This window comes from Isoptericola sp. NPDC055063 (assembly GCF_053608125.1).
In genome coordinates this window covers 245,292-265,763 of the sequence record NZ_JBSGUW010000003.1, presented here as the reverse complement: position 1 = coordinate 265,763, position 20,472 = coordinate 245,292, and the positions used below count along the sequence as shown (strand labels likewise).

Here is a 20,472-nt window from a genome sequence, read left to right as displayed (position 1 = left end):
GTGTCCGCCCCGTGCCAGGTGACCCCGGCCGTGTGAGACTCCCGGCATGACGCGGACGATCGGGATCGAGGAGGAGTTTCTCCTGGTGGGCGACGACGGGCGGCCGGTGGCGCGAGCCAGCGAGGCGCTGGAGGTCACCGACACACCACCCGCCTCGCCCGAGACCGGTGGGGGCGCCCTCGACACGGAGTTCATGGAGGAGCAGCTCGAGACGGCGACGCACCCGCGCCGCGATCTCACCGAGCTCGCCGCCGAGGTCCGCGCCGGCCGGGAGCGCGCCCAGACGGCGGCCGACCAGGTCGGGGCGCGCGTGGCGGCGCTGGCCACCTCCCCGTGGCCGTTCGAAGGCACGACCGTGGCCCGGCTGCGCTACCTCGAGGCGCGGGCGGCGTTCGGCCTCACGGCCCGCGAGCAGCTCACGAGCGGCTGCCACGTGCACGTGGCGGTCGCCGACGACGCCGAGGGCGTCGCGGTTCTCGACCGGATCGGGCCCTGGCTGTCGGTGCTGCTCGCGCTCAGCGCCAACTCCCCGTTCTGGCAGGGCGAGGACTCGGGCTTCGCGAGCTACCGCTCGCAGGTGTGGGCGCGCTGGCCCACGTCGGGGCCGGCCCGCTCGTTCGGCTCGCCCGAGGCGTACCGGCAGGCGGTCGACGACCTCGTCGCGACCGGCACGATCCTCGACCGGGACATGGTCTACTTCGACGCCCGGCTGTCGTCGCGCTACCCCACCGTGGAGGTCCGCGTCGCCGACGTCTGCCTCGACGCCGACACCGCGACCCTGCTGGGCGCCCTCGCCCGCGGCCTGGTCGAGACGGCGGCCCGCGAGGCGGCCGACGGGCTCGCCGCGCCGGTGCTGCGCCCCGAGCTGCTGCGCACCGCCTCGTGGCGGGCCGGACGGTCGGGGCTGGCCACCGAGCTGCTGTCCCCGGGTACGTGGCGTCCCGCGCCGGCGCACGACGTCGTCGGCCAGCTCGTCGCGCACGTGCGGGACGCGCTGGTCGACGCCGGGGACCTCGACGCCGTCACCGACCTGCTCGGGCGGCTGTGGGCCGCCGGCGACGGGGCCGCGCGGCAGCGCGCCTGGCACGCCGAGTCGGGCGACCTGCGCGCCGTCGTCGACCGCGCCGTGGCCGCCACGCACGCCTGAACGACGGGCAGCGGGCGTCTGGCGCCGCAGACCGTCGCATCAGTCGTCCCAGCCCATCCGCAGCACCTCGAACGGCGTCGCGTGCTGCACGCCGAGGCGCGGTCCGGTGGCGGACGTCATCCGGCCGAGGAACTCCGCCGGGTCGAAGTGCTCCCACCCCAGCCCGTCCAGGTACGCAGCGTGCGCGCGCAGGGACGCGACGCCCGCGTCGAAGGTCGCGGTGACGTCCACGCCGTGCTCGGCGTCGGGCGACCCCGCCACCCACACCTGGCGGACGCCGCCCCACGGCTCGAGCCCGTCGGCCTCGAGCTGGTCGGTGAAGACCCAGCGGTTGCCGGCGTCGCGCACGGCGTCGACGACGGCGCGACCGGTGGCGATGTGGTCGGCCTGGTTGAGCATCCCCCCGGGGAACGTCTCGCGATAGTTGCCGGTGATTACCACCTCGGGGCGGTGCCGGCGCACGGCGCCCGCGATCGCGCGGCGCAGCGGCAGGCCGTACTCGATCACCCCGTCCGCGAAGCCGAGGAACTCGACGTCGTCGACGCCCACGGCCCGCGCGGAGGCGACCTGCTCGGCCTCACGCACCCGGCGCGCCTCGTCGGGGTGCATGCCGTCGATCCCGGCCTCGCCGCTGGTCACCATCGTGTAGACCACGCGCTTGCCCTGCCCCGTCCAGGGCGCGACCGCCGCCGCGGCGCCGAACTCCATGTCGTCGGGGTGGGCCACCACCGCGAGCGCCGTCGTCCAGGTCTCGTCGAGGGGGCGCAGCGGGCTGCCCTCGCCCGCGCGGTCGGACGTCGTCATGCCGACCACGCTAGCGACTCAGTACGTCGTCAGCCCGTGGGAGCGGAAGACGTCGCGCACGGCCTCGGTCGCCTCGGGCGTCGGCGGCTCGGTGTCCTCGAGCTCGTAGGCCCGGCCCAGCTCGGCCCACTTGTCGCGGGCCATCTGGTGGAAGGGCAGCACCTCGACGCGCTCCACCGTCCCGGGGCGCACGGCCTCGATGTCGGCCGCGTGCCGCGCGACGGCGGCGACGTTCTCCGGGTCGTCGGTGAGGCCGGGCACCAGCACGAACCGCACCCAGACCTTGACGCCGCGCTCGGCGAGGCGACGCCCGAACCGCAGCGTGGGGGCCAGCGAGCGCCCCGTGACGCGGCGGTAGGTCTCCTCGTCGCCGGCCTTGATGTCGAGCAGCACCAGGTCGGTGTTCTCGAGCATCGCGTCGGTCGCGTTGGCCCCGAGGAAGCCCGAGGTGTCGAGCGTCGTGTGCACCCCGAGCTCCTTCGCGCCCCGCAGGACCCGCGCGGCGAACGCGGGCTGCATGAGCACCTCGCCGCCCGAGAGCGTGAGGCCGCCGCCGGTCGCCGAGAAGATCCCGCGGTAGCGGGCCACGCGGGCCAGCAGGTCCTCGGCGCGGACGGGCTCGCCGTCCTTCATCGCGAGGGTGTCGGGGTTGTGGCAGTACAGGCACCGCAGCGGGCAGCCGCTGAGGAAGACGGTGAGCCGGGTTCCCGGCCCGTCGACCGCGGTGACGAGCTCCCAGGAGTGCACGGACCCGAGCTCGCCCGAGCGCATGAGCGCCAGTCGCTCCGAGCGCTCGACGTCGACGGGCTCGAGGCCCTGGGGTCCGGCGCCGGCCCGGCGCGGGGAGGGGGCGTCCAGCAGCACCGGGCCGGCAGTCATGGTGGTCATCTCTCAGATCGCCCCGTGGAAGGTCCGCGACAGCACGTCGAGCTGCTGCTCGCGGGTCAGCCGCACGAAGTTCACCGCGTAGCCGGAGACGCGGATCGTGAGCTGCGGGTACTTCTCCGGGTGCTCCATCGCGTCCTCGAGGGTCTCGCGCACGAGGACGTTGACGTTCATGTGGTAGCCGTCGGCGCCCACCGAGGCGTCGAGCAGGCCGGCGAGGTTCGCCACCTGCTCCTCGCGGGTGCGGCCGAGGCCGGACGGCACGACGGTGTTGGTCAGCGAGATCCCGTCCTGCGCCTCGGCGTAGGGCAGCTTCGCCACCGACAGCGCGGAGGCGAGCATGCCGTGCGTGTCCCGGCCGTTCATCGGGTTCGCGCCGGGCGAGAAAGGCTCACCCGCGCGGCGACCGTCCGGGGTGTTCCCGGTGGCCTTGCCGTAGACCACGTTGGACGTGATCGTCAGCACCGACTGGGTGGGCACCGCGTCGCGGTACATGCGGTGGCTGCGGATCTTGGCCATGAACGACTCGACCAGCTCGACGGCGATGGCGTCGACGCGGTCGTCGTCGTTGCCGTAGGCCGGGTAGTCGCCGTCGGTCTCGTAGTCGACGACGATGCCGCGCTCGTCCGTCACCGGCGTGACGGTGGCGTACCGGATCGCCGACAGCGAGTCCGCCGCGACCGACAGGCCGGCGACGCCGCAGGCCATGGTGCGCAGCACGTCCTTGTCGTGCAGGGCCATCTCGAGCCGCTCGTACGCGTACTTGTCGTGCGACCAGTGGATGCAGTTGAGAGCCTCGACGTACGTCTCGGCGAGCCAGTCCATGGTGCGGTCGAAGCGGGCGCGCACGTCGTCGTAGTCGAGCGGCAGGCCCGGCACGACGGCGGGGAACGCCGGCGAGACCTGTTTCCCGGTGACCTCGTCCTTGCCCCCGTTGATGGCGTAGAGCAGCGCCTTGGCGAGGTTGACGCGGGCGCCGAAGAACTGCATCTGCTTGCCCACCGCCATCGGCGAGACGCAGCACGCGATGGCCGCGTCGTCGCCCCACGCGGGGCGGATCTGCTCGTCCGACTCGTACTGCACGGCGGACGTGTCGATCGACACCTTCGCGCAGAAGTCCTTGAACCCGCGGGGCAGCCGCGGGCTCCAGAAGACCGTCATGTTCGGCTCGGGCGCCGGGCCCAGGTTGTACAGGGTCTGCAGGAAGCGGAACGAGTTCTTGGTGACGAGCGGGCGGCCGTCGTCGCCCATGCCGCCGATGGTCTCGGTCACCCACGTCGGGTCGCCGGAGAACAGGGCGTCGTACTCGGGGGTGCGCAGGAAGCGCACGATGCGCAGCTTGATGACGAAGTCGTCGACGATCTCCTGCGCCTCGGCCTCGGTGAGGCGGCCGGCCTGCAGGTCCCGCTCGATGTAGACGTCGAGGAAGGTCGACGTGCGCCCGAGGGACATCGCGGCGCCGTTCTGCTCCTTCACCGCGGCGAGGTAGCCGAAGTAGAGCCACTGCACGGCCTCGCGCGCCGTCGTCGCGGGGCCCGAGATGTCGTAGCCGTAGGCCGCGGCCATCTCCTTGAGCTCGCCGAGCGCACGGATCTGCTCGGCGTGCTCCTCACGCTCGCGCACGACGGACTCGCTGAAGGGCTGGGCGTCGAGGCCGAGCTTGTCGACCTTCTTCGCGGCGACCAGCTGGTCGACGCCGTACAGGGCCACCCGGCGGTAGTCGCCGATGATGCGGCCGCGGCCGTAGGCATCGGGCAGCCCGGTGATGATGTGGGAGCTGCGCGCGGCGCGCACCGCGGGCGGGTAGACGTCGAAGACGCCCTGGTTGTGCGTCTTGCGGTACTCGGTGAAGACCTTCTTGAGTTCCTGGTCGACCGGGTAGCCGTAGGTCTCCAGCGCTCCCTCGACCATGCGCCAGCCGCCGTTCGGCATGATCGCGCGCTTGAGCGGGGCGTCGGTCTGCAGGCCGACGATCAGCTCGGCGTCGCGGTCGATCCAGCCAGGGCCGTGCGCGGTGATGCCCGCCGGCGTGTGCGGGTCGACGTCGTAGACGCCCTTCTCGCGCTCGGCGGGGAACATCGCCGACAGCTTCGCCCACACCCCCGTGGTACGCGCCGTCGGTCCCTCGAGGAACCCGTCGTCGCCGGTGTAGGGGGTGTAGTTGCGCTGGATGAAGTCGCGCACGTCGATGCCGTCGCACCAGGGTCCCGGGGTGAAGCCCGTCCAGGCGGTGGTCGTGGTGGGTGCCGCGTCGGTGGTCATAGGGAGCCCCCTCCTTTTGAGGTATGACCACAGCCTATTCGTGAAAGACTTCACAAGCGAGACCGAGGGGCTGTGACGTCGCAGACACCTCGATCCAGGGCGGATTCAGTCCAGGACGGCGCCCGGCGGGGAGGCCGCGAGGGCGAGCGCCTCGCGAGCGGTCGCGGCGACGACGTCGGGGCGGTCCGGCCCGTCCCACGGCTTCCCGTGGGAGACCCAGGCCGTGCGCGTGCCGGCCGCCCGGCCGGCGGCCACGTCCGCGTGGGCGGCATCGCCGACCATCCAGACGTCGCGGCGGTCGACGTCGGCCGCGCCGAGGCGCTCGAGGGCCACCTCGAGCAGTCGGGGGTCGGGCTTCGCGAACCCCTCCTCCTCCGAGACGACGATCGCGTCCACGTGAGCCTCGAGGCCGCACCGGGCGACCTTCCCCCGCTGCTGCGCCGACGTCCCGTTGGTCACGATCGCGACCCGGTGCCCGGCCCCGCGCAGCACGTCCAAGGCGAAGATCACGCCGTCGTAGGCCCGGACGCCGTCGACGATCCCTTCCCGGAACCGGTCGATCGCCGACGGGACGTCGTCGTCCCAGCCGAGCCGGCCGATCAGCAGCCGCGCCAGCGCCTCCTTGGACCCATGGCCGTCCTCGTCGACCGCGACGATCTCGGCGAGGTCGTCGGCCGTGCCGCCTGCGGCGTCGAGCTCGCCCGACACCCACGACACGAACGCCTCCGTGCGGCCCACCAGCGTGTTGTCGAGGTCCAGAAGCCAGATCATGACCGGAGGCTACCGAGCCCGCGCGCCGCAGCGCCGAGCGTCTCGGCCGAGCGCGACCCCGCTCCGTCCGGATCAGTGCGGGGTCAGCGCCGGGCGAGCGCCGCGAGCGCGTCGCGCACGGCGTCCTCGGCCCGCATCCGCTGCTGGCCGATGATCTGGTCGCGGCTGGCGTGGTCGAGGAACCGCGCCGGCAGCCCGACGTGCACGAACGGCGTCCGCACGCCCTGCTCGGTGGCGCGCTGCGCCGTCATCGCGCCGACCCCGCCGTCGACGACGCCGTCCTCGATCGTGAGCACCAGGTCGTGCTCGCCGGCGAGCTTCACCAGCGCCTCCGGCACCGGCAGCACCCACGTGGGCGCGACGACGTCGACCGTGAGGCCGTGGGCCGCGAGCGACTCGCCGGCCGCGAGCGCCGTGCCCACCATCGAACCGACGCCGACCACGAGCACCCTGGCGTCCGAGGTCGCGGCGCCCGCGCCCGGCTCGTGCCGCGCGACGACGTCCACGCCGTCCAGCTCCTCCACGGCCGGGATCGCGTCCCCCAGCGCGCTCTTGGCGTAGCGCACGACGGTCGGCGCGTCGTCCACGTCCACGGCGGCGCGCAGGGCGGCACGCAGGGTGGGCTCGTCGCGCGGCGCGGCCAGGCGCAGGCCCGGCACGATGCGCAGCATCGCCATGTCCCACATGCCGTTGTGGCTGGCGCCGTCGTCGCCGGTGATGCCGGCGCGGTCCAGGACGAAGGTCACGCCCGCCCGGTGCAGCGCCACGTCCATGAGGACCTGGTCGAACGCCCGGTTGAGGAACGTCGCGTAGACGGCCACCACGGGGTGCAGCCCGGCGAACGCCATGCCCGCCGCGGACGTCGCGGCGTGCTGCTCGGCGATGCCGACGTCGAAGGTGCGATCGGGGAACTCCTGCGCGAACGGCGCGAGGCCGACGGGGTGCAGCATCGCCGCGGTGATCGCCACGACGTCGGGCCGGTCGCGCCCGATCTTGACGATCTCGTCGGCGAAAACCGAGGTCCACCCGAAGCGCGACGGCGCGACGGGCAGGCCCGTCTCGGGGTGGATGCGCCCGACGGCGTGGAACCGGTCGGCCACGTCCTGCTCGGCGGGCGTGTAGCCGCGCCCCTTCTCCGTGATCGCGTGCACGATGACCGGCCCGCCGTACGCGCGGGCGCGGCGCAGCGCGTGCTCCATGGCGGCCACGTCGTGCCCGTCGACCGGGCCGATGTACTTCAGGCCCAGGTCCTCGAACATGCCCTGCGGCGCGACGACGTCCTTGAGGCCCTTCTTCAGCCCGTGCAGCCAGTCGTAGGCGAAGCGGCCCGGGGCGCCCGTGCGGTGCAGGGTGCGCTTGCCCCAGGACAGGAACGCCTCGTACCCGCGGGTGGTGCGCAGGGTGTTGAGGTGGTTCGCGACGCCGCCGATGGTGGGCGAGTACGACCGCCCGTTGTCGTTGACGACGACGACGAGGCGGCGGTCCTGCGAGGCCGCGATGTTGTTGAGGGCCTCCCACGCCATGCCGCCGGTGAGCGCGCCGTCGCCGATGACGGCCGCGACGTGCTTGTCCGGGCGGCCCTGGACGGCGTTGGCCTTCGCGATGCCGTCGGCCCACGACAGCGCCGTCGACGCGTGCGAGTTCTCGACGACGTCGTGCTCCGACTCGGCGCGCGACGGGTAGCCGGACATGCCGCCGGCCTTGCGCAGCGCCGAGAAGTCCTGGCGGCCGGTGAGCAGCTTGTGCACGTAGGCCTGGTGCCCGGTGTCGAACACGAGGGTGTCGCGCGGCGAGGCGAAGACGCGGTGCAGGGCGATCGTCAGCTCGACGACGCCCAGGTTCGGCCCCAGGTGCCCCCCGGTGCGCGACACCTGGTCGACGAGGAAGGCCCGGATCTCCGCCGCGAGCTGTGTCGTCTGGTCCGGCGACAGCCGGCGGACGTCCTCCGGCGAGCCGATGCTGCTCAGCAGGCTCATGCGTTCCTCCCCGTTCATGACCACACCACAATAGGCGGTCCGCAGCGTCCCACAGGCCGTCCGCCGACACCTCCCGACGCCGCACGGGGTAGTTTCGACCCTGCCGACGGGAACACGTGACCGCCGGCGAGCGTTCGGCAGGGGGACGACCGAAGGAAGCTCGTCCTCTCCCGACACACCTCTCAGGGGACACCTGTGCGCTTTCTCGACGGGCAGCAGCCCACCACCGACCTCACCTACGGCGACGTCTTCATGGTCCCGTCCCGCTCGGACGTGACCAGCCGGTTCGACGTCGACCTCGCCACGGACGACGGCACCGGCACCACGATCCCCGTGGTCGTCGCGAACATGACGGCCGTCGCGGGACGCCGGATGTCGGAGACCGTCGCCCGGCGCGGCGGCATCGCGATCATCCCCCAGGACATCCCGGTGGACGTCGTCGCCGACGTCGTGGCCGACGTGAAGTCCAAGGACCCGGTCATCGAGACGCCTGTCGTCGTCGCCCCCACGGACACCGTCTCCACGGTGCTCACCCTGCTGGGCAAGCGGGCGCACGGCGCGGCCGTCGTGGTCGCCGACGGCAAGCCCGTGGGCGTCGTCACCGAGGGCGACTGCGCGGCCGTCGACCGGTTCGCGCAGGTGCACCAGGTGATGTCGGCCGACGTGGTCGCGCTCGACGCGGCCCAGCTCGAGGCGGACGGCCTGGAGGCCACGTTCGAGCGGATGCACGCCGCCAAGATCCACCTCGCGCCCGTGGTGCGCGACGGCGTCCTCGCGGGCGTCCTCACGCGCAAGGGCGCGGTCCGCTCCTCGGTGTACCGCCCGGCGCTCGACGCCGCGGGCCGCCTGCGCATCGGCGCCGCCGTCGGGATCAACGGCGACGTCGCCGCCAAGACCCGCGAGCTCCTGGACGCCGGCGTGGACGTGCTCGTCGTCGACACCGCGCACGGGCACCAGTCGACCATGCTGCGGGCGCTGGAGGCCGTGCGCTCCGTCGACCCGCAGGTGCCGGTCGTCGCGGGCAACGTCGTGACGGCCGACGGGGTGCGCGACCTCGTCGCCGCGGGCGCGGACATCATCAAGGTGGGCGTCGGCCCGGGCGCCATGTGCACCACGCGCATGCAGACCGCCGTGGGGCGCCCGCAGTTCTCCGCGGTGCTCGAGTGCGCCGCCGCCGCGCGCGAGCTCGGCAAGCACGTGTGGGCCGACGGCGGCGTGCGGCACCCACGCGACGTCGCCCTCGCCCTGGCCGCGGGCGCCTCGCAGGTCATGGTCGGCTCCTGGTTCGCCGGCACGTACGAGTCGCCCGGCGACCTGCACGACGACGGCACCGGCCGTCTCTACAAGGACTCGTTCGGCATGGCCTCGGCCCGCGCCGTCGCCGCCCGCACCGCCGGGGCGGGCTCCGCCTTCGGCCGGGCGCGCAAGGCCCTGTACGAGGAGGGCATCTCCACCGGGAAGATGTACCTCGACCCGCGCCGCCCGGGCGTGGAGGACCTCCTGGACGAGATCACCTCCGGCCTGCGCTCGAGCTGCACCTACGCGGGCGCCGCCAGCCTGCCGGAGTTCCACGAGCGGGCGCTGGTCGGCGTCCAGTCCGCCGCGGGGTACGCCGAGGGCATGCCGGTCGCCACGAGCTGGTGACCCGGTGACGACCCCGTCCACGGGAGGGGCGGCGGGCCCGGAGCCCGCCGCCCCGCTCCCCTCCGCCCACCCCGTCCACCCCGCCCGCGCCCAGCTCGTCGCGCTGGCGTCCGACCCGGGCTTCCTGGGCGACTGGGGCCTCGCGCGCGGGGAGCTGGACACCGCCTCGGCCCGCCCGGCAGCCGTGCTCGTGCTGTTCGGCGTGCTCGACGACCTCGCCGCGGACCACAACGCCCAGGCCCTCGCCGTCGCGCACGACCTCGACGTCCTGCTCCTGGAGCGCGCGACGACGCTGCGCTCCCACGCCGGGCAGGTCGCGTTCCCGGGCGGGCGGGCGGAGGACGGCGAGACGGCCGTCGACGCGGCGCTGCGCGAGGCGGTCGAGGAGACCGGCCTCGACGCCGGCGGCGTCGAGGTGCTGGGCACCCTCGCCGAGCTCCCGATGCCGGTGAGCAACCATCTCGTCACCCCGGTGCTGGGGTGGTGGGCACGGCCCACGCCCGTGCGCGTGGTGGACGTCGCCGAGTCGGCGCACGTCTTCCGCGCCCCCGTCGCCGACCTGCTCGACCCCGAGCACCGCGTGACGACGGTCCTGCGCCGCGGCGGCCGCACCTGGCGGGGCCCCGGGTTCGAGGTGCTCGACGGCGCCGGCGTGCCGCACCTGGTCTGGGGCTTCACGGCGGGGATCCTCGACGCCGCGTTCGACCGGCTCGGGTGGACCGAACCGTGGGACCGCGCCCATGAGCGCGATCTCTGAGCGCCTCGGACCCCGGGTGGCCGCTGAGAGCGTGACCTCGTCCGATCGACGGAGGCGGGCCTGGCACGGGCTGCCGCAGGATCGGAACGTCCAGTCCCCGTTCCCCTCGGAGGTCCCCGTGCTCCTCGCAATCCTCGACTTCACGACGTCCGCCGTCGACCGGCCCGCCGCCCTCGCCCAGTTCGACCAGGAGGCCGACCGGGTGCGCGCCATGCCGGGAAACGTCACCTTCCGGGTCTACGCCGCCCGCGAGGACGACACGGCCATCACCGTCGTCCACGAGTGGGAGGACGAGGCCTCCATGGCGGGCTACCTGGGGTCCGCCACCTTCGCACGATGGGGCGAGGTGCTCCGTCCGATGATGACCGGGGACCCGCGGAGCAGGCGATTCCGGGCCGACCTGCCGGAGGCGGCGGCCTGACCGGCGCAGCGACGCACGCCGAGGATCGACCCGTGCGAGACCGTCGATGACCCGCAGCGCCTACGCCTTCGTCCGCACGTTCGCGCCGGAGCCGGCTCGGGACCTGTGCCCGGACCGCCACTACCTGCTCTGCGCCTCCGCCGGGACCCTCCGGCTGGAGGCGCAGGGCCAGGTCTGGTTGCTGCCGCCGGCGCGAGCCGCTCTGATCGAGGCAGGACAGCCGATCCGGGTGAGTGTCACCCGACCGGCCACGACCGCGTCAGTCCTCTTCGACACCGGGTTCGCCCCGCCGCCGCCCGCCCCCTTGGTGGTGTTCGACCTCGACCCGTTGTCGCGCGCTCTGCTGGCCGAGTGCCGCACCTGGGGCGAGGCCGACGACACCCTGACGCCGTACGCGGAGACGATGTTCTCCGCACTCGCCGCGGTCACCTGGCGGCTGGCCGAGCGGCCGAGCCCGGTCGTCGTGCCCGCGGGCCGGTCACCGGAGCTGCGCCGAGCCCTCGACCTGACGCGGCAGCGTCTCGGCGGCGAGCTCCGCTTCGAGCACGTCGCCGCCGACGTCGGCCTCGCGCCGCGGTCGCTGGCGCGGCGCTTCGAGGAGGAGACCGGCGCGACCTGGCGGGCGGTCGTGCGGCGCATGCGCGTGCTGGCAGCGATCGAGGAGCTCGCCGCCGGCGACCTCCCGGTCACCACGATCGCCCACGAGGTCGGGTACGCCTCCCTGTCGGCGTTCAACGCCGCGTTCCGGGAGCTGACCGGCCGCACGCCGACGGAGTACCGGACCAGCCTCCGGGTCTGACCGGGGGTGAGGACGCCGCGCGCGGCCGCGCCGACGACGGGCCCACGGTGCCAGGGCTGGGCGTCGGGGATGATGGTCGGCGTGCCTGCCGCCGAGATCGACGTCGACCTCCCGCTGACCCGCGCGCTGCTCGCCGAGCAGCACCCCGACCTGGCCGATCGCCCGCTGGAGCTCGTCGCGCACGGCTGGGACAACGTCATGGTGCGCCTCGGCGACGACCTGGCCGTGCGGCTGCCGCGCCGCGCGCTGGCCGCGCCCCTCGTCGAGCACGAGCAGCAGGCGCTGCCCGCGCTGGCCGGTCGCCTGCGCGCGACGGTGCCCGACGTCGTCGTGCCGGTGCCCGTGCGCGTCGGACGACCGAGCAAGCCTCTCGGCTACCCGTGGTCCTGGAACGTGGTGCCGTGGGCGGACGGCGTCAGCGCGGAGGCGACGCCACCGGAAACCCGCACCGCCTGGGCGGGCACGCTCGGCCGCCTGCTCGCCGCGGTGCACTCCCCCGCCTCCGACGACGCGCCGCCCAACCCCGTGCGCGGCGTCCCGCTGCGCGATCGTGCCGAGGCGCGTGAGCCCGCCACCCTCGACGAGCGTCTGGCGGCGGTCCCGCCGGGGGCCCGCACGGCCGCGCGACGCGTCTGGGAACACGCTCTGGAGGTCCCCGCCTTCGACGGACCGCCCGTGTGGCTGCACGGTGACCCGCACCCGGCGAACCTGGTGGTGGCGCCCGGCGGGGACGGCGGGCCGGACCGGCTGGCCGCCGTCGTCGACTGGGGCGACGTGACCTCCGGCGACCCGGCCTCCGACCTCGGCTCGCTGTGGCTGTGCTTCGACGCGGACGGACACGCGGCGTGCCGGGCCGAGGTCCAGGCCCGGGCGAACGGCGGCCGCGGGTGGGACGACGCCACGTGGGCCCGCGCCGCGGGCTGGGCGCTGCTGTACGCCACGAACATGCTCGCGCACCCCGAGCAGCACCCGCGCATGGTGCCGATCGGTCGGCACGCCCTCGCGGCGCTGCTCGACGGCGCCGCCTGAGCGGCGGACGGCGCTGCGGACGGCATCGCTGCGGCAGACTCGGGGCATGGCCCGCGACGCGCAGCAGACCACCTGGACCGACGCCGACCCCCGCGCGTTCGTCGCCGCCGTGGCCCGCCCCGCGCGCCGGCGGGACGCCGAGGCCCTGCTCGCCCTGATGGAGCGCGCCACCGGGCAGCCCGCGCGGATGTTCGGCACGTCGATCGTGGGGTTCGGCGAGTACCGGTACGCGTACGCGAGCGGCCGGACCGGCCACGCCGCCGCGGCCGGATTCTCCCCGCGCGCGACCGCGTGCGTCGTCTACCTCTCCGACGGCGTCGACGCGCACGCCGACGCGCTCGCGCGCCTCGGGCCGCACACGGCGGGCGTGGGGTGCCTGTACCTCAAGGACCTCGCCCAGGTGGACCTCGACGTCCTCGAGGAGATCGTCGCCGCGTCCTACGCCGCGCTCACCGCGGGGACGTACGGGCTGCGGGCGCGCGAGGGCGGCGACCCCTCGCCCCGGTGAGGGACAGTCGGTAACGATCAGTCGGTGACGATCAGTCGGTAACGATCAGTCGGTGACGGTCAGTCGGTGACGGTCAATCGGCGGCGAGCACCGCCGGGTCGGCGCCGCGCGCCTCGAGCGCACCCCGCACGGCGGCAAGGGCACGGTCGTAGACGGCGTCGTCCTCGAGCAGGAGCGAGCCGTCGTTGGCCGCGTTCAGCATCGCGTTGATCTCGAAGGCGAGCTGGTCGACGTCCGTGCCGCCCGCGAGCTCCCCGGACTCCACGGCGAGCTCCGCGTGCCGGCGCAGGTACGACGTCCAGTCGCGGTGGGCCGCGACGACCGCGTCGCGCACCGCGCCGTCCTGCGTGTCGAACTCGACCTCCACCGTGCGGAAGAAGCACCCGCCCGCGAAGACCCTGCGGCGGGAGTAGTCCGTCCAGCGCCGCACCAGCGACCACAGCCGGGCGAGACCGGGCACCGCCTCCCGGGCGGGCTCGACGACCGCCTCGACGAAGATCCCGCGGGCGTGCTCCACGGCGGCGAGCTGCAACCCCTCCTTGCCCCCGAACAGCCCGGCGATCCCGCTCTTGTTCACCGGCAGCCGCGAGGCCAGCGAGCCGAGGGTGACGGCTTCGAGCCCGCGCACCGAGGCCTCCTGGACGGCGAGATCGAGGACCGCGCGGCGCGACCGGTCGCCGCGCACGCGGCGGCCGTCGGCGGGCCCGTCGTGCGGGGTGGTCGGCGTCTCGGCGGTCACGAGTTGAGTGTACGACCGTTCGTTCAGTGTTACTGTGCGAACGTTCGTACAGTTACCTCGCCCGCCCTCACCCTGGAGGCCGTCGTGCCCTACGTCCCCGCCCCCGTCAGCGCGGGCCTGCGCGCCCTGTCCGCGGTCGCTCCCCCGCTCGCGCTCCGGGTCGCCGCCCGGGCCTTCTGGTACGTCGGCCCACCGGCCGATGTCCGGCCGGCCGACCGCGCCGTGCACGAACGCGCCGAGCGTCGGGCGGTGGACGTCGACGGCGAGCGGGTCGTCACGTACCGGTGGGGCGACCACCAGGCGCCCGCGGTGCTCCTCGTGCACGGCTGGAAGAGCCGGGCCTCCCGGTTCGCGGGGCTCGTCGACGCCCTCGAGGCCGCCGGCCTGGGCGTGGTCGCGTTCGACGGCGTCGCCCACGGTGACTCGAGCGGCCGGCACATGTCCGCCCTCGAGCACCAGGCCGCGATCCGCGCCGCGCACCACGCCGAAGGGCCCTTCACCGCCGTCGTGGGGCACTCCCTGGGCGCCCTGGCGGCCGGGCTCGCGCTCGCCGACGGCCTCCCCGTCGACCGCTTCGCCTCCGTGGCGGCGATGACGGGCTTCGACGCGATCGCCGAGTCCTTCCTGCGCCTGGTCGGGATGCCCGCCGGGCTGCACGAGCGCTTCTGCAAGCACGTCGAGCGCACCTTCCCCGGCGACGTGCGCGACGTCCGCGCACGGATCGACCTCCTCGCGCACCCCGTCCCGGAGCGTGTCGCGACGCTCTTCGTCCAGGACGACGACGACCGCATGTCGCTGCCCGCCGGCGCGCCGCTCCTGCACGCGGCGGTGCCGGGAAGCGAGCTCTTCACCACCCGCGGGCTCGGGCACAACCGGGTGCTCGACGACCCCGCCGTCGTGGCGGCCGTCGTCGCCCACGTCACGGCGCCGCTGCCCCTCACCGTGAGACGGTGACCGGGCGGGCCGGGCGGCCCGCGTCGAACCCGGAAGGTGCGCCGTGCGCATCGCGATGGTCGGTGGCGCAGGACTGATCGGCAAGCTCCTCGTCGCGCTCCTGCGGGCGCGCGGTCGCGGCGTCGCGGCGCGCCGCCTGCCCGGCCCCGCCGCCCGGCTCGGCGTCGTGCACCTCGCCGACCGGCTCCCGCACCACTGACCACGCCGGCGCAGCAATCGAGGCAGATCTGCTCACGACGCCGCCGACGGCGAAGCGCCTCCCCGCGACGAGGCGGCAGCGCGCGGAACGCCCGGCGCCGGCGCGACGGGGTCCCCCGGCCCACGGGGCGGGTGCATGCTGTCGCGAGGGTCGACCGCGGCGGGCAGGAGCTGGGTCGCCAGCGCATCGGCGGTGGCCGCCAGCGTCTCGACATCCATCCCGGCGCGGCCCATGAACGTCAGGCCCTGCTGCGCGGCCAGCAGCGCCCGGGCGACGCCGACGGGGTCGACCGAGGCGCTCAGGTCACCCTCCGCCTGAGCCCGTCGCACCCCCTCGGTCAGCGCCGCCGCGATCCCCTCGTAGGCTCGCTGCGCCTCCGCGGCGACGACAGGATCGGCGGAAGCCAGCTCGGTGGTGCTGTTGGCGAGCAGGCACCCACGTCGGGCAGCCCTGCCGGCAGGATCACCCACCGGCATCAGCACGAACGAGCGCAGCGCGTCCACCGCGCGCGGAGCGGAGTCGATCGGCCCACGCACCGCGTGGTCGAGCGACGTCACGTACCGGCGCAGCACCCGGAGGAAGAGCTGGTGCTTGTCCCCGAACGCGGCGTAGAGGCTGCCCTTGCCCAGGCCGCTGACCCGCATGAGGTCCTGGAGCGACGTCGCCGCGTAGCCCGCGTCCCAGAACTGGTCACGGACCGAGCACAGCACCTCGTCCTCGTCGAACTGTCGTGGCCTCGCCATCGCCCCACGGTACCAATTCTTGACCGCTCGGTCCACCATGAATATCGTGGACCGTGCGGTCAACAACTGGTCCGCACGCCATGCCACCGCCGGCCGCCCCTCCGGCGGTTCACACCACATCGCAGAGGACGGCTTCCCATGGGTCAGCTCACCGACAGGACGGCGCTGGTCACCGGCGCGAGCACAGGCATCGGGTTCGCCACGGCGGAACGCTTCGTCGCCGAGGGCGCGCGCGTCTACCTCACCGGACGCCGGAAGCAGCCGCTCGACGCCGCGGCCCACGCGCTGGGCGACGAGGCGATCGCGATCCAGAACGACGTCTCCGACCTGGACGACCTCGACAGGCTGTTCGAACGGATCGCCGCGGACGGGAATCGCCTCGACATCCTCTTCGCGAACGCCGGCGGCGGCGGAGCCGGACAGCCCCTCGCCTCGCTCACGCCCGAGTCCTTCGACCACACCTTCGGGATCAACCTGCGTGGCACCGTCTTCACGGTCCAGAAGGCGCTCCCGCTGCTGAACGACGGCGGGAGCATCGTGCTCACCGGGTCCAGCTCGGCGCACCGCGGCACCGCCGGCTTCGGGGTCTACTCCGCCACCAAGGCGGCCATCAGGCAGCTCGGCCGGGTCTGGGCCGCCGAGCTCGCGCACCGCGGCCTGCGCGTCAACACGCTGGTGCCCGGCCCCACCGACACCCCGGGACTCCGCGGCCTCGCCGAGAACCCGGAGCAGGCGGGTGCGTTCCTCGACGAGCTGGCGAGCAGCACACCCCTGGGACGCGCCGCCGACCCGGCCGAGATCGCCAACGCCGTCCTCTTCCTGGCCTCGGACCAGTCCAGCTTCATCACGGGCAGCGAGCTGTTCGTGGACGGCGGCGAGGTCCAGGTCTACCCCTGACCCGTGCGGCGGAGCGTCGCGATCGGCGTCCTGGCGACGCGCCCGCCCGGCGCTCCCTGAGCACGACGGCGCCCCGCCCCTCCGCACAGGAGGGACGGGGCGCGGTCGTGATGCGGCGCCGCTCGTCAGGCGACTCTCGTGGCCGCCCGAGTCTGCGGTTCCGCTACGGGCCTCCGCCTCAGGCGACGAGCGAGCGCAGCACGTACTGCAGGATGCCGCCGTTGCGGTAGTAGTCCGCCTCACCGGGCGTGTCGATGCGCACCACGGCGTCGAACTCGACGGACGTGCCGTCGGCCTTGGTGGCGGTGACCTTGACCGTCTCCGGGGTGGCGCCGTCGTTCAGCGCGGTGATGCCCGCGATGTCGAACGTCTCGGTGCCGTCCAGGCCGAGCGAGTCGGCGTTCTCCCCGGCGGGGAACTGCAGCGGCAGCACGCCCATGCCGATGAGGTTGGAGCGGTGGATGCGCTCGAACGACTCGGTGATGACGGCCTTGACGCCCAGCAGCGCGGTGCCCTTGGCCGCCCAGTCGCGCGACGAGCCGGAGCCGTACTCCTTGCCGCCGAGCACGACCAGCGGGGTGCCGGCCGCCGCGTAGTCCTGCGCCGCGTCGTAGATGGTGTCCTGGGCGTCCTTCACGAAGTTGAACGTGTAGCCGCCCTCGACGCCGTCCAGGAGCTGGTTCTTGAGGCGGATGTTCGCGAACGTGCCGCGGATCATGACCTCGTGGTTGCCGCGGCGCGAGCCGTAGCTGTTGAAGTCCCGGCGGCCCACGCCGTGCTCGGCCAGGTACTTGCCGGCCGGGCTGTCCGCCTTGATCGAGCCGGCGGGCGAGATGTGGTCGGTCGTGACCGAGTCGCCCAGCTTCGCCAGCACGCGGGCCCCGGAGATGTCGGAGACCGGCGACGGCTCCGCGCCCATGCCCTCGAAGTACGGGGGCTTGCGCACATAGGTGGACTCGCCGTCCCAGGAGAACGTGTCGCCCTCCGGGGTCTCCAGCGCGCGCCACCGCTCGTCGCCCGTAAAGACGTCCGCGTAGTCCTTGGTGAACATGTCGCGGTCGATCGAGGCGTCGATCGTGGCCTGGACCTCCTCCGGCGTGGGCCAGATGTCCCGCAGGAACACCGGGTTGCCGGCCTCGTCGCGGCCCAGCGGGTCGGACTCGAAGTCGAACTCCATCGTGCCCGCGAGCGCGTAGGCGATGACCAGCGGCGGGGACGCCAGGTAGTTCATCTTCACGTCGGGGTTGATGCGGCCCTCGAAGTTCCGGTTGCCGGAGAGCACCGAGACGACGGCGAGGTCGTGCTCGTTGACCGACTCGGAGATCTTCTCGTCCAGCGGGCCGGAGTTGCCGATGCAGGTGGCGCAGCCGTAGCCCACCAGGTGGAAGCCGAGCTTCTCGAGGTACGGCCAGAGGCCGGCCTTCTCGTAGTAGTTCGTCACGACCTGCGAGCCGGGCGCCATCGACGTCTTGACCCACGGCTTGGACACGAGGCCCTTCTCCACGGCCTTCTTGGCCAGGAGCGCCGCCGCGAGCATCACCGACGGGTTGGACGTGTTGGTGCACGAGGTGATCGACGCGATCGCGACCGCGCCGTGGAACAGCTCGAACTGCTTGCCCTCGCTGTCCGTCACCGGGAAGGTGCGGCGGCCGTTCGTGTCGATCGCGGGCGAGTCGGAGGCCGGGAAGGACTCGTACTCCGCCTGGTCGATCATGTTGACGACGTCGGGCGCGTAGTTCGGCAGGTCGCGGACGAACTCGGTCTTGGCGTGCGAGAGCTCGATGCGGTCCTGCGGGCGCTTCGGGCCGGCGATCGACGGCACGACGGTGCCGAGGTCCAGCTCGAGGTACTCCGAGAACGTCGGCTCGACGTAGGAGTCCGAGCTCGGGTCGAGCCACAGGCCCTGCTCCTTGGCGTACGCCTCGACGAGCGCGAGCTGCTCGTCGCTGCGGCCGGTGAGGCGCAGGTAGTCGAGGGTGACGTCGTCGATCGGGAAGATCGCGGCCGTCGAGCCGAACTCGGGGCTCATGTTGCCGATCGTGGCGCGGTTGGCCAGCGGCACCTGGGCGACGCCCGCGCCGTAGAACTCGACGAACTTCCCGACCACGCCGTGCTGGCGCAGCATCTGGGTGATCGTGAGGACGACGTCGGTCGCGGTCACGCCGGCCGGGATGGAGCCCTTCAGCTTGAAGCCGACGACGCGCGGGATGAGCATCGAGACGGGCTGGCCGAGCATGGCCGCCTCGGCCTCGATGCCGCCGACGCCCCAGCCCAGGACGCCCAGGCCGTTGACCATCGTGGTGTGCGAGTCGGTGCCGACGCAGGTGTCGGGGTAGGCGCGCAGCACGCCGTCCACCTCGCGGGTCATGACCGTGCGGGCCAGGTACTCGATGTTGACCTGGTGCACGATGCCGGTGCCCGGGGGGACGACCTTGAAGTCGTCGAACGCCGTCTGGCCCCAGCGCAGGAACTGGTAGCGCTCGTGGTTGCGCTGGTACTCGAACTCGACGTTGCGCGCGAAGGCGTCCGCGCGGCCGGCGACGTCGATCTGCACGGAGTGGTCGATGACCATCTCGGCGGGGGCGAGCGGGTTGATCCGCTTCGGGTCGCCGCCGAGCTCCGCGACGGCCTCACGCATCGTGGCGAGGTCGACGACGCAGGGCACGCCGGTGAAGTCCTGCATGATCACGCGCGCCGGCGTGAACTGGATCTCCGTGTCGGGCTGGGCGTCCGGGTCCCAGGCGGCGAGGGCGCGCACGTGGTCGGCGGTGATGTTCGCGCCGTCCTCGGTGCGCAGGAGGTTCTCGGCGAGGATCTTCAGGGAGTACGGCAGGCGCTCGACGCCCTCGACGGCGGAGAGGCGGAAGATCTCGTAGGCCTTCCCGCCGACCTCCAGCGTTCCCTTCGATCCGAACGTGTCCACGCTGCTCACTGCGGCTCCTTCTGCGGGGCTGGCCGACGGCGGCACCGTGCGCGCTGCGGCGCGACGGTTCCGACGCCGTGGGTTCTGGGGGCTCCGCCCAGCGTACGCCGGGCACCTGACCAGCATAGCCCATATATCTTGACGTCAAGATATCTCGGTGTCAGGTCCCCGTCACGACGACGCGAGCGCCATTTCCGTACGGTGGACGGGAACAACCCGGCGGGGTCGGGCGTTGTCCCGCTGCCCTCGACCGGAAGGACACCGCATGCCGCAGCCCGTCGCCTCTCCCGATCCCGCCACTCAGCCCCGCAGCCAGCCCCGCACCGCCACCGACGCGCCGCCCGCGCTGCCGCCGCTGGCCGCGCAGGCCGAGCTGCTGATCGACCGCGGCGTCCTGCCCGAGGCCCTGTCCCCCGCCGCGCTGCGCGCCGCGGCGGCCGTGCTGGCGCGCACCGCGCCCGACGGGTCGCTCCTGGTCGTGCACCCCCGGCTGCTGCCGCCGTCGGCCCTCGCCGGGCACCTGCGCCTGACGGCCACCGTGCGCCGCCGCCCCGTGGAGCGGGAGGGCTTCGTCGTGGTCGACATGACCGACGTCGACGACTTCGCGCCCGTGCCCGGCCTCGACGTCCCGGACGCCGACGTCTACGCCGTCGCCGCCCCGGACCGCGGCGACGAGATGACGAACTGGTCCCCCGAGGAGGCGGAGCCGGCGATCGCCGCGCGCGGGCGCAGCCCGCTCACCCTCGCCGAGGGGATCCACTGGGTGCTGCAGTCCCCCGACGTGCTCGCCCGGAACCTGTGCTTCATGACCATCGGCTCGCGGCTGCGCCGGCCCGACGGGTCCTACGACGCGCGCACGCCCGCCGTCTGGATCTCGAACGGCACGGGCCGCGACGGCACCGCCCGCCGCGGCGCGCCCAAGGTCGGCTGGTGCTGGTGGCGCAACCGGCACACCTGGCTGGGGTTCGCGTCCACCGCCGCGCGCCACACCTGACCCGGGGACGACGTCGAGCG

General features: G+C 73.7%; 19 protein-coding genes. 11 read left to right on the top strand and 8 right to left on the bottom strand.

What is annotated here, in order from left to right; all coding sequences use genetic code 11:
• Nucleotides 1-46 precede the first annotated feature (46 nt).
• On the top strand, nt 47-1,147 hold the full coding sequence (locus ACWF41_RS05215; RefSeq protein WP_380320132.1) for a carboxylate-amine ligase: 1,101 nt from the start codon (nt 47-49) through the stop codon (nt 1,145-1,147).
• A 39-nt stretch (nt 1,148-1,186) separates the two neighbouring features.
• Here ACWF41_RS05215 and ACWF41_RS05210 read toward each other — a convergent pair whose 3' ends face one another.
• The 5 genes from ACWF41_RS05210 to dxs all read right to left on the bottom strand — a co-directional run bounded on the left by ACWF41_RS05210 (nt 1,187) and on the right by dxs (nt 7,845).
• Nucleotides 1,187-1,951, bottom strand: a complete 765-nt coding sequence (locus ACWF41_RS05210; protein WP_380320129.1) for a PIG-L deacetylase family protein — start codon at nt 1,949-1,951, stop codon at nt 1,187-1,189.
• A gap of 18 nt (nt 1,952-1,969) precedes the next feature.
• Nucleotides 1,970-2,839, bottom strand: coding sequence for a pyruvate formate-lyase-activating protein (gene pflA / locus ACWF41_RS05205; RefSeq protein ID WP_380320126.1), 870 nt, complete (start codon nt 2,837-2,839; stop codon nt 1,970-1,972).
• Between the two features lie 3 nt (nt 2,840-2,842).
• Nucleotides 2,843-5,098 carry a formate C-acetyltransferase gene (gene pflB, locus ACWF41_RS05200; RefSeq protein WP_380320123.1) on the bottom strand — a complete coding sequence of 752 codons (2,256 nt, stop codon included), beginning with the start codon at nt 5,096-5,098 and terminating at the stop codon, nt 2,843-2,845.
• A gap of 105 nt (nt 5,099-5,203) precedes the next feature.
• Entirely contained in the window at nt 5,204-5,869 is a 666-nt protein-coding gene (locus ACWF41_RS05195; RefSeq protein ID WP_380320120.1) for an HAD family hydrolase, read from the bottom strand.
• 83 nt (nt 5,870-5,952) lie between these two features.
• Nucleotides 5,953-7,845: a 1-deoxy-D-xylulose-5-phosphate synthase gene (dxs, locus tag ACWF41_RS05190; RefSeq protein ID WP_380320117.1), complete on the bottom strand. Its 1,893-nt coding sequence runs from the start codon at nt 7,843-7,845 to the stop codon at nt 5,953-5,955.
• A gap of 195 nt (nt 7,846-8,040) precedes the next feature.
• Between dxs and ACWF41_RS05185 the strand changes: the two genes are divergently transcribed.
• The 6 genes from ACWF41_RS05185 (at nt 8,041) to ACWF41_RS05160 (ending at nt 13,003) form a co-directional block, all read left to right on the top strand.
• On the top strand, nt 8,041-9,489 hold the full coding sequence (locus ACWF41_RS05185) for a GuaB1 family IMP dehydrogenase-related protein (RefSeq protein WP_380320114.1): 1,449 nt from the start codon (nt 8,041-8,043) through the stop codon (nt 9,487-9,489).
• A gap of 103 nt (nt 9,490-9,592) precedes the next feature.
• Nucleotides 9,593-10,246 (top strand): NUDIX hydrolase, encoded by a 654-nt coding sequence (locus ACWF41_RS05180; protein ID WP_380320138.1) that lies wholly within the window; start codon nt 9,593-9,595, stop codon nt 10,244-10,246.
• 118 nt (nt 10,247-10,364) lie between these two features.
• A complete protein-coding gene (locus tag ACWF41_RS05175; protein ID WP_380320111.1) occupies nt 10,365-10,667 on the top strand; it encodes a putative quinol monooxygenase in 303 nt (100 codons plus the stop codon).
• Between the two features lie 46 nt (nt 10,668-10,713).
• Nucleotides 10,714-11,466 carry an AraC family transcriptional regulator gene (locus ACWF41_RS05170; protein WP_380320108.1) on the top strand — a complete coding sequence of 251 codons (753 nt, stop codon included), beginning with the start codon at nt 10,714-10,716 and terminating at the stop codon, nt 11,464-11,466.
• 72 nt (nt 11,467-11,538) lie between these two features.
• Nucleotides 11,539-12,495, top strand: a complete 957-nt coding sequence (locus ACWF41_RS05165) for an aminoglycoside phosphotransferase family protein (protein WP_380320105.1) — start codon at nt 11,539-11,541, stop codon at nt 12,493-12,495.
• Nucleotides 12,496-12,541: 46 nt separating this feature from the next.
• Entirely contained in the window at nt 12,542-13,003 is a 462-nt protein-coding gene (locus ACWF41_RS05160; RefSeq protein ID WP_380320102.1) for a DUF1801 domain-containing protein, read from the top strand.
• 73 nt (nt 13,004-13,076) lie between these two features.
• On the opposite strand, the gene ACWF41_RS05155 is transcribed toward ACWF41_RS05160, so the two are convergent.
• A complete protein-coding gene (locus tag ACWF41_RS05155) occupies nt 13,077-13,742 on the bottom strand; it encodes a TetR/AcrR family transcriptional regulator (RefSeq protein ID WP_380320099.1) in 666 nt (221 codons plus the stop codon).
• Between the two features lie 84 nt (nt 13,743-13,826).
• Between ACWF41_RS05155 and ACWF41_RS05150 the strand changes: the two genes are divergently transcribed.
• Nucleotides 13,827-14,696, top strand: coding sequence for an alpha/beta fold hydrolase (locus tag ACWF41_RS05150; RefSeq protein ID WP_380320096.1), 870 nt, complete (start codon nt 13,827-13,829; stop codon nt 14,694-14,696).
• Between the two features lie 43 nt (nt 14,697-14,739).
• On the top strand, nt 14,740-14,895 hold the full coding sequence (locus ACWF41_RS05145; protein ID WP_380320093.1) for a hypothetical protein: 156 nt from the start codon (nt 14,740-14,742) through the stop codon (nt 14,893-14,895).
• 32 nt (nt 14,896-14,927) lie between these two features.
• Here the strand turns inward: ACWF41_RS05145 and ACWF41_RS05140 are convergent, their stop codons facing one another.
• Nucleotides 14,928-15,638 (bottom strand): TetR/AcrR family transcriptional regulator, encoded by a 711-nt coding sequence (locus tag ACWF41_RS05140; RefSeq protein WP_380320090.1) that lies wholly within the window; start codon nt 15,636-15,638, stop codon nt 14,928-14,930.
• 138 nt (nt 15,639-15,776) lie between these two features.
• On the opposite strand from ACWF41_RS05140, the gene ACWF41_RS05135 reads away from it, so the two are divergent.
• Entirely contained in the window at nt 15,777-16,535 is a 759-nt protein-coding gene (locus tag ACWF41_RS05135) for an SDR family NAD(P)-dependent oxidoreductase (RefSeq protein ID WP_380320087.1), read from the top strand.
• 178 nt (nt 16,536-16,713) lie between these two features.
• Here ACWF41_RS05135 and acnA read toward each other — a convergent pair whose 3' ends face one another.
• Nucleotides 16,714-19,467, bottom strand: a complete 2,754-nt coding sequence (gene acnA / locus ACWF41_RS05130) for an aconitate hydratase AcnA (RefSeq protein ID WP_380320084.1) — start codon at nt 19,465-19,467, stop codon at nt 16,714-16,716.
• 256 nt (nt 19,468-19,723) lie between these two features.
• On the opposite strand from acnA, the gene ACWF41_RS05125 reads away from it, so the two are divergent.
• On the top strand, nt 19,724-20,452 hold the full coding sequence (locus ACWF41_RS05125; protein ID WP_380320081.1) for a DUF5701 family protein: 729 nt from the start codon (nt 19,724-19,726) through the stop codon (nt 20,450-20,452).
• The last annotated feature ends 20 nt before the right edge of the window (nt 20,453-20,472 follow it).

Bases quoted from the DNA above. Each gene is read 5' to 3' on its own strand.
- ACWF41_RS05135 (WP_380320087.1), top strand. From the start codon at position 15,777: ATGGGTCAGCTCACCGACAGGACGGCGCTGGTCACCGGCGCGAGCACA.
- ACWF41_RS05170 (WP_380320108.1), top strand. From the start codon at position 10,714: ATGACCCGCAGCGCCTACGCCTTCGTCCGCACGTTCGCGCCGGAGCCG.
- pflA (WP_380320126.1), bottom strand. From the start codon at position 2,839: ATGACCACCATGACTGCCGGCCCGGTGCTGCTGGACGCCCCCTCCCCG.
- ACWF41_RS05140 (WP_380320090.1), bottom strand. From the start codon at position 15,638: ATGGCGAGGCCACGACAGTTCGACGAGGACGAGGTGCTGTGCTCGGTC.
- ACWF41_RS05215 (WP_380320132.1), top strand. From the start codon at position 47: ATGACGCGGACGATCGGGATCGAGGAGGAGTTTCTCCTGGTGGGCGAC.
- ACWF41_RS05195 (WP_380320120.1), bottom strand. From the start codon at position 5,869: ATGATCTGGCTTCTGGACCTCGACAACACGCTGGTGGGCCGCACGGAG.
- ACWF41_RS05210 (WP_380320129.1), bottom strand. From the start codon at position 1,951: ATGACGACGTCCGACCGCGCGGGCGAGGGCAGCCCGCTGCGCCCCCTC.
- dxs (WP_380320117.1), bottom strand. From the start codon at position 7,845: ATGAGCCTGCTGAGCAGCATCGGCTCGCCGGAGGACGTCCGCCGGCTG.
- ACWF41_RS05165 (WP_380320105.1), top strand. From the start codon at position 11,539: ATGGTCGGCGTGCCTGCCGCCGAGATCGACGTCGACCTCCCGCTGACC.
- pflB (WP_380320123.1), bottom strand. From the start codon at position 5,098: ATGACCACCGACGCGGCACCCACCACGACCACCGCCTGGACGGGCTTC.
- ACWF41_RS05125 (WP_380320081.1), top strand. From the start codon at position 19,724: ATGCCGCAGCCCGTCGCCTCTCCCGATCCCGCCACTCAGCCCCGCAGC.
- ACWF41_RS05160 (WP_380320102.1), top strand. From the start codon at position 12,542: ATGGCCCGCGACGCGCAGCAGACCACCTGGACCGACGCCGACCCCCGC.